The following is a 7388-nucleotide window of genomic DNA, read 5'->3' on the forward strand; positions in this document are numbered from 1 at the left end:
CGCCCGCCCCCGCCCCCCCCCCCCCCCCCCCCCCCCCCCCCCCCCCCCCCCCCCCCCCCCCCCCCCCCCCCCCCCCCCCCCCCCCCCCCCCCCCCCCCCCCCCCCCCCCCCCCCCCCCCCCCCCCGCCGCAGGTCCTCAGCCGCTGTTCTCGGCCGCCTTGCGGTACCCACGGACCGCCGGATAACCGAAGACCAGGATCACCCCACCGACCCACAGCAGGGTGTCGATAAGCGGTTCGGCCACCGGACCGCCGTAGGACAGGCCCTTCATGGCCTCGATCGCGCAGCTCATCGGCTGGTTCGCCACGGTGGACTGCAGCCAGGTCGGGTAGGCCTGGATCAGGACGAAACCGGAGTTGAAGAACAGCAGCAGGTTGGTGAGCAGGCCGACGATCTGGACCAGCACCGGTCCCTCGGTGAACGTGGCGATCGCGGTGATGAACACCGCGAACCCGATCCCGAAGAGGATCGGGATACCGATGAGCGCGAGTGCGGCCAGCGGCCCCTGATCGAAGCGGAAGCCGAGACAGAATCCCACGGCGATCACGATCAGCGTGGTGACCAGCACCCGGATCGCCTCGGCCAGCAACCGGCCGGTGAGGCCCGCGGCCCGGTGGATCGGCATGGTCCAGAACCGGCCGAGCAGACCGGTGGCCTTGTCGACCTTGAAGGCGAGCGCACTCACCACCGCACCCGTCATCGCCGCGATCAGGGTGAGCATCGGGACGGTGCCGTAGACGGCCGGCTTTCCGGAGAAGCTGGAGATGGATTCATCCAGCACAATCCAGAACATCACCAGGGTGAGCGCCGGGTAGACGATGGTCTGGATGGTGGTCGCCGGATCGCGCAGCCATGCCATCAGCAACCGCTTGCACTGCAACCAGCTGTGCACGGCCCAGGAAACCGGCGAACTCTCCGGCCGGGCGGAGACCGCCGGGAGGTCGAGAACCACGGCCCGCGGCGCGGACGACTCCGGCACCGCGGAAGTATCGACAATGCTCATGCTGTGTCCTTCGGTCCTGAGGGAGGGCCCTGCGTGGTCACCCTCCGCTACCGCCTCCGGGCCTGACTCCCTCATGACCGCCTCACACTCGCCCAGACCGCGAACGGGACGAACAGCAGCGCCCCGCCGACCAGCCAGATCAAACCGACCCGCAGGACCTCCCAGCTCACCCCACCGGCCGCCATATCGCGCAGGGCGTAGGCGAACTGGGTGATGGGCTGATTGCGGACGAACGGCTGGATCCAATCCGGAAACTGGGTCTCCGGAACGAAACCGCACGACATCATGCCGAAGATCAGGGTCGGCAGGGTCAGGGCCTGGCTCAGCGCCTGTGGGCTCTTGGTCAGACTGCCCAGGCCGTCGGCACCGATCGCCAGCATGGTGCCGACCGCCAGCGCGAACGCACAGAATCCGACGGTCTGCCCCCAGCCGGCGGTGAACCGGAATCCGATGATGTGGCCGTAGATCAGCGCGGCGGCCAGCGACAGCACCGAACGGAACAGCCCGGCGGTGACCCGCGAGGTCAGCGGCACCAGCATGCCGACCGGCATGGTCTGCAACCGGGTACTGAACCCGGTGCGCGCCTCGAACGCCGCCAGTTGCGCGTTCGACATCATGGTGAACGCCATGGTCTGCAGGACGATAATCGGCATCACGAATTGGGCGTAATCGATGCCCTGGAACTGCATCACCAGACGTAAGGGCAGATAGAAACCGACGGTGAACACCAGCGGGGTGAGCAGGGCACCGATCAGTTCGCCTCTGCTCACCATGGTCCAGATGATGCGGCCGCTGAGCGCCCGCCACTGCCCGAACGAATTGACCCGCGTGGACGGGACCCCGGCGAAAAGGTCGGGGCGAGCAACCGCGGGCACACTCATGCTGTGCCCATGGGGCATGAGCGGGGGCCCTGCGTGGTCACGCTGCGCTACCTCCTCCAGGCCTGACCCGCTCATGCCCGGTCACTCAGCTGCTCGGCACCGCCGGCGTGGCCGGTGAGAGACAGGAACACATCGTCGAGCGAGGGGCGCCGCAGCCCGATATCGGCCAGCGTTATCCCGGCCGCGTCCAGGCGGCGCAGCGCCTCGGCCAGCGTCGCCGCACCGTCGGGCGCGGGAATGGACAGGCGCTCGGAGCCGTCGAGATCGGCAGCCACCGCGGCGGGGACCAGATCACCCAGGGCGGCGGCGGCGCGCCGGACCTGGGCCGGATCCAGCGGGACGACCTCGCAGTAGCTGCCGCCGGTCTTCTCCTTGAGTTCGTCGGCGGTGCCCTCGGCGATCACCGTGCCCTTGTCGATCACGATGATGTTGTCCGACAGCACATCGGCTTCTTCCAGGTACTGGGTGGTCAGCAGGACGGTGATGCCCTGTTCCTTCAGCGCGTTCACCAGTTCCCACACACCTTGCCGGCTGCGCGGGTCCAGGCCGGTGGTCGGTTCGTCGAGGAAGACCACCTCGGGCCGGACCACCAGCCCGCAGGCGATATCCACCCGGCGCCGCATACCGCCCGAATACTGGTGGACGGGGCGGCGCCCGGAATCGACGAGATCGAATTCGGCGAGCAGGCCGTCGGCACGTCGACGAGCCGCCCGTTTGCTCAAACCCATCAACCGGCCGAACAGTTCCAGGTTCTCGCGCCCCGACAGATTCTCGTCCAGGGCCGCGTACTGGCCGGTCATCATGATCGAACGGCGTACCCCGGCCGGATCGCGGCGGATATCGTGCCCGGCCACCGTCGCGTTCCCGGCATCCGGATGCAGCAGCGTCGACAGGATTTTGACGGTGGTGGTCTTACCGGCTCCGTTGGGCCCGAGGATCCCCAGCACCGTGCCGCGGCCGGCGGTGAAGCTGACACCACGCAGCGCGTGCACCGCGCCGAACGATTTGGTGATCCCCTCCACCCGGACCGACGCGGCCGACGCGGTCGTACCGGGGACGGTGGCACGGGAATGCGCGGCGGACCCGTTCGTCTCGGTCGCCGGACCACCCGCGCGGCCGGGCTCCCCCGGTTCGGCCGAATCGGTCACCGGCGCTGGCGGCCGGGTGGTACCGGCCGGCGCCGCAGCAGTGGCATCGTCACCGGCGGCTGTCTCGGCATCATTCGAACTCGGCATCAACTCTCCACTATCGGCCGGATGGGGCTGCGGGGCGAACCGGCGCATCGGTGTCCCGCTGGATGATCCCTGGCGCCGGGCGCGATGTTACCGGCTCGGAATCCACCGGCAGGGGCGCCGCCGGTACCCCGAACCTTGCCCGAATCAACTGTGCGTTTCCTCACAGCAGCGCAAGGGCAGGTCATCCACCCTGGTCGGCGGTGCAGGGACAGCGCACGGGCAGCGCGGACGCCTTGTCGGTGTAGCGCCCCCACCATAATCTGGCGTGCATGGCCGATACCGCGCAGCCCGAGGTGGCGGCGCGTTCGGGAGGATCCGGCCGACCGAGCGTGCTCACTTCCTACGATCCCCGTACCGGAGAGATCGTCGGCAACTACTCCATCGCCGGTCCGGGCGAACTCGAACGCGCTGTCGCCGACGCACGTTCGGCCGGAACCTGGTGGGCGACAGCAGGTTTCGGCACGCGAAAACGATTACTCCTGGAGTGGAAGCGGGTAATCGCCCGCCGCGCCACCCAATTGGTCGATATCTTGCGCGAGGAAACCGGTAAACCCGAGGCCGACGCCGCGATCGAGGTCATGCTCGCCGTGGAGAACCTCGACTGGGCGGCCCGCAACGCGAGCCGTGCGCTGGGTCGGCGCACGCTGGCGTCGAACTGGCTCACCCGCAACCAGCGCGCCTCGGTCGGCTATCTGCCGCTGGGCGTGGTGGGCGTGCTCGGCCCCTGGCAGAACCCTGTTTTCACACCGATGGGCTCGATTGCCTACGCCATGGCGGCCGGTAACGCGGTGGTCTTCAAACCGCACGAACTCACCTCCGGCACCGGTTTGTGGCTGGCCGCCACCTGGCGGGACGTCGCCCCGGACAAACCCGTGCTGCAGGCCCTCACCGGCGACGATTCGACGACCGCGGCGCTGTGCCGTTCCGGCGTCGACAAGATCGCGTACGCGGGCCCGGAGGCGCACGGCCGCGAGGTGATCTCGCTGTGCGCGCAGACCATGACGCCCGTGGTGGTGGAGAACTCCGGTAAAGGCGCCATGATCGTGCACGTCGACGCGAAACTCGACGACGCCGCCGACGCGGCGGTATTCGGCGCGATGGCCAATGCCGGCCAGAACGCGACCGGCGTGCACCGCGCCTACGTCGCGGCCTCGGTGTACGACCAGTTCCTCGAGCTGGTGATCGACCGGGCCCGCGCCCTACGCCCGGGAGCCGACCGGCGGGCATCGTATGGGCCGATGATCCTGGAAGCGCAGGCCGAGGTGGTGCGCAAACAGGTCCGCGACGCTCTCGCCCGCGGCGGGCGCGCGGTGGTCGGCGGGCTGGATTCGATCCGCGAACCCTACGTCGAACCCATCGTGCTGGCCGATGTGCCGGAGGAGAGTATCGCCATCACCGAGGAGGGCATCGGCCCGATCCTCATCGTGAACAAGGTGCGCGACCTCGACGACGCGGTATCCCGGATCAACGACTCCGGGCAAGGTATCGCGGTCTCGGTGTTCACCCGGGATATCGCCGAGGTCGAGATCTATGCCGAGCGCTTGCGCGCCGGAGTGGTGACGGTCAATACCGCCACCACCTACGCGAGTATCCCGGCGCTACCGTTCGGCGGCGTGGGTGAATACGGGCAGGGTCACAGTCACGGCGATCTGGGCTTGCGCGAGTTCAGCCGGACACTGTCGATCGCCCGCAACCGTTACGGGGAACAGCTGGGGCTGTCGAGTTTCCACCGCAACGCCCGGCGCCTGCGCGTCGCGCGCACGATATTCCGGTTCCGGCACGGGTGATCGAGTTCCCCGCGCGCCACGCCTCGGCCCGCAGGTGCGCGCGGACGGCCGATCCCGAGCCGGTGAGGTAACACCGGGTTCAGTGTTATGGGGCGAACCGACTCAGGGCCGAGTGAGCGCGGCCGGAGGCCTCGCCGCCGAGCCCGATACGGCGACTCCAGCGCTGTCCGAGATCCGCGGACCGGCATACGGCTACCGGGTCGTCGCCCGAAGACGGGGACCACAGGCACCGTGCCGCCGATGCGGCGGCGATCAGCGGGGCGGCGACCCGAGCAGCGTGGCCATCATCAGGGCGTGCAACCGGGCGATATGTTGCGGGCGGGAATCGAAGCGGATCAGCCGGCCCACATCGATCACCTGGCCGATCGCCGAATGCACCCGGAACCGGGCCTCCGTCGGCTCGTCGTCGAGCAGATTCGCCCATTCGTGCACGTTCTGGCGCTGGATGGCGCGCAGCTTGTGCTGTTCTGCCTGCGGCAGATTCGAGAACTCCGCGTAGTACACCGGCATGATCTCGGGCATGGCGAAACTGAGCCGCACATAGCGGTCGGCGATTTTGCTCACCGCATCGGCGCGGCCACTGGCCTCCGCGAGCGCCTCGGTGATCGCGAACGCCAGCCGGTCGCCGGTGCGGTGGAACGCGGCGGCCAGCAGATCGGATTTACTGGTGAAATACCGGTACACGCTGGAGGCGTTGATACCGACGGCCGCGCCGATCTCCTCGATACTGGCCTCGTGGTACCCGCGGCGGCCGAAGATCCGGATCGCCTCGGTGAGCAGTTGTTCACGTTTGGAGGTCACCGGGAGACCGCGCGGCTGCGGATCCGGTTCTCCGGGCCCGGGCGCGGGCGGCAGGTCGGTCCGCAGGACAGCCCACGCCATATCGCACAGCAGCGGCAGCAATTTGGCACTCGACAGCGCGGTGCGATGGGCCGAGATACTCCCGATCACACTCAGCACCCCCGCCGCCAGCAGGGCGACGTCCTCCGGCGGGGCGTCCGGACGCAATTGTTCGATCGGGGCGGCGAGGGTCCGGTTGATCTCGTTGTAGAGGGTGCGGATCCGGGCCCGGTCGGGCTGCTCGAGATAGCGGCCCTCCCACCGGTACAGGCCGGCTTCCCGGCGGATCTCGATGGTGTGCTCGGCGACAGCGCGGATCAGGGAATCGAGGCGGTCTTCCGCGCGCGCCGCGGGATCGTCGGCGGCCCGGGCGGCCTCGAGCAACTGCCGGGCCCCTTCTTCCGCCGCGGCGACCAGCAGCGCGTACTTGTTGGCGAAATGGCGGTACAGCGCCGGACCCGAGATCCCGACCTCGGCCGCGATCTCGTCCACGCCGACCGGGTAGTAGCCCCGTTCGCTGAACGCGCGCGCCGCGGCGCGCATGATCTGCACTTTGCGATCCTTGGGACGCCGCCGCCCGCCCTGGCCGTTGCCACGGTCGGCCGGACGAACGCGCACCGGGCCCACCCGGCTGCTCTCCGCGACCATGCATTCTCCGTTCCGCCGACGACGCCGCCGGTGTTGACAGCGCCCGACAAGTCAACCTAAGTTAACCACAATTCGCAATGTTAACCGGTATTCGCAGGCTGGTTGGCACCGGACAGCACCCGATGGAGCGCATATGGTCGACACAGATTCCCCCACAACACAGCCGGCGGGTTTCTCCGCGGTGCACGACGGCCGGGTGCTGCGGGTGACACTCACCAAACCCAAACGCAAGAATGCCCTCGATTACGACAGCCTGGTCGCGCTCGGCGATACCTTCCTCGCCGCGGCCGAGGACAAATCGGTCCGGGTCGTGGTGCTCACCGGTGAAGGTGGCGATTTCTGCACCGGTGCCGATCTGGCCGCCAGTGCCGAGGAAGGCGCCCGGGGTATCACCCCGGACATGGTGATGGACGCCGCGAATCGCCTGGTGCGCGCCATCGTGGATATGCCGGTGCCGGTGATTTCCCGTATCCGGGGCGCGGCCGCCGGCGTCGGCGTCGGGATCGCGCTGGCCGCCGACCTGGTCTACGCCGAAGCCGACTCCTACCTGCTGCTGGCGTTCATCAATATCGGTCTGATGCCCGACGGCGGTGCCGCGGCCCTGGTCGCCGCGGCCGCGGGCCGCCCGCTGGCCGCCCGGCTGGCCCTGCTCGGCGAACGCCTCCCCGCCCCGGCCGCCCGCGCCGAGGGCCTGTTCACCGATGTCCTGGCGACCACCGAGGAACTGGACGCCGCCGTCGAGGCCGCCGCCGAGAAGATCGGCCACGGTCCGCGCCGGGCGCTGGAACTCACCAAGAAAGCCCTCAACCGCGCCACCCTGGCCGCACTGGACACCGCACTCGCCGACGAGAAGGCCGGTCAGGTGGAACTGCTGCAGTCCCCCGACTTCTTCGAAGGCGCCGCCGCCATGCTCGGCAAGCGCAAGGCCGTCTTCGCCGACTAGCCGCCTCCGCCCGGAACAATCGACGAGGGCCCGGTCCATACGGACCGGGCC

The 7388-nt window shown here is 69.1% G+C and carries 6 protein-coding genes; 2 read left to right on the forward strand and 4 right to left on the reverse strand.

Features of this window, described 5'->3' with window-relative positions:
* Nucleotides 1-136 precede the first annotated feature (136 nt).
* From QH276_RS18550 to QH276_RS18560, 3 genes are all read right to left on the reverse strand, one after another.
* Entirely contained in the window at nt 137-1003 is an 867-nt protein-coding gene (locus QH276_RS18550) for an ABC transporter permease (RefSeq protein WP_280401045.1), read from the reverse strand.
* Between the two features lie 71 nt (nt 1004-1074).
* On the reverse strand, nt 1075-1884 hold the full coding sequence (locus tag QH276_RS18555) for an ABC transporter permease (RefSeq protein WP_280401044.1): 810 nt from the start codon (nt 1882-1884) through the stop codon (nt 1075-1077).
* Nucleotides 1885-1955: 71 nt separating this feature from the next.
* Entirely contained in the window at nt 1956-3119 is a 1164-nt protein-coding gene (locus QH276_RS18560) for an ATP-binding cassette domain-containing protein (protein WP_280401043.1), read from the reverse strand.
* Nucleotides 3120-3388: 269 nt separating this feature from the next.
* Here QH276_RS18560 and QH276_RS18565 point away from each other — a divergent pair, with 269 nt between their 5' ends.
* The gene (locus QH276_RS18565; protein ID WP_280401042.1) at nt 3389-4906 is read left to right on the forward strand and encodes an aldehyde dehydrogenase family protein; all 1518 of its coding nucleotides are present in this window, start codon (nt 3389-3391) and stop codon (nt 4904-4906) included.
* 252 nt (nt 4907-5158) lie between these two features.
* On the opposite strand, the gene QH276_RS18570 is transcribed toward QH276_RS18565, so the two are convergent.
* Nucleotides 5159-6394 carry a TetR/AcrR family transcriptional regulator gene (locus QH276_RS18570; protein ID WP_280401041.1) on the reverse strand — a complete coding sequence of 412 codons (1236 nt, stop codon included), beginning with the start codon at nt 6392-6394 and terminating at the stop codon, nt 5159-5161.
* 133 nt (nt 6395-6527) lie between these two features.
* Between QH276_RS18570 and QH276_RS18575 the strand changes: the two genes are divergently transcribed.
* Nucleotides 6528-7337: an enoyl-CoA hydratase-related protein gene (locus QH276_RS18575; RefSeq protein WP_280401040.1), complete on the forward strand. Its 810-nt coding sequence runs from the start codon at nt 6528-6530 to the stop codon at nt 7335-7337.
* The last annotated feature ends 51 nt before the right edge of the window (nt 7338-7388 follow it).

This window comes from Nocardia carnea (assembly GCF_029869215.1).
In the GTDB taxonomy this organism is placed as follows: Bacteria; Actinomycetota; Actinomycetes; order Mycobacteriales; family Mycobacteriaceae; genus Nocardia; species Nocardia carnea_B.

Coding starts and splice junctions, on each gene's coding strand:
- QH276_RS18575 (WP_280401040.1), top strand. CDS start 6,528: ATGGTCGACACAGATTCCCCCACAACACAGCCGGCGGGTTTCTCCGCG.
- QH276_RS18570 (WP_280401041.1), bottom strand. CDS start 6,394: ATGGTCGCGGAGAGCAGCCGGGTGGGCCCGGTGCGCGTTCGTCCGGCC.
- QH276_RS18555 (WP_280401044.1), bottom strand. CDS start 1,884: ATGAGTGTGCCCGCGGTTGCTCGCCCCGACCTTTTCGCCGGGGTCCCG.
- QH276_RS18565 (WP_280401042.1), top strand. CDS start 3,389: ATGGCCGATACCGCGCAGCCCGAGGTGGCGGCGCGTTCGGGAGGATCC.
- QH276_RS18550 (WP_280401045.1), bottom strand. CDS start 1,003: ATGAGCATTGTCGATACTTCCGCGGTGCCGGAGTCGTCCGCGCCGCGG.
- QH276_RS18560 (WP_280401043.1), bottom strand. CDS start 3,119: ATGCCGAGTTCGAATGATGCCGAGACAGCCGCCGGTGACGATGCCACT.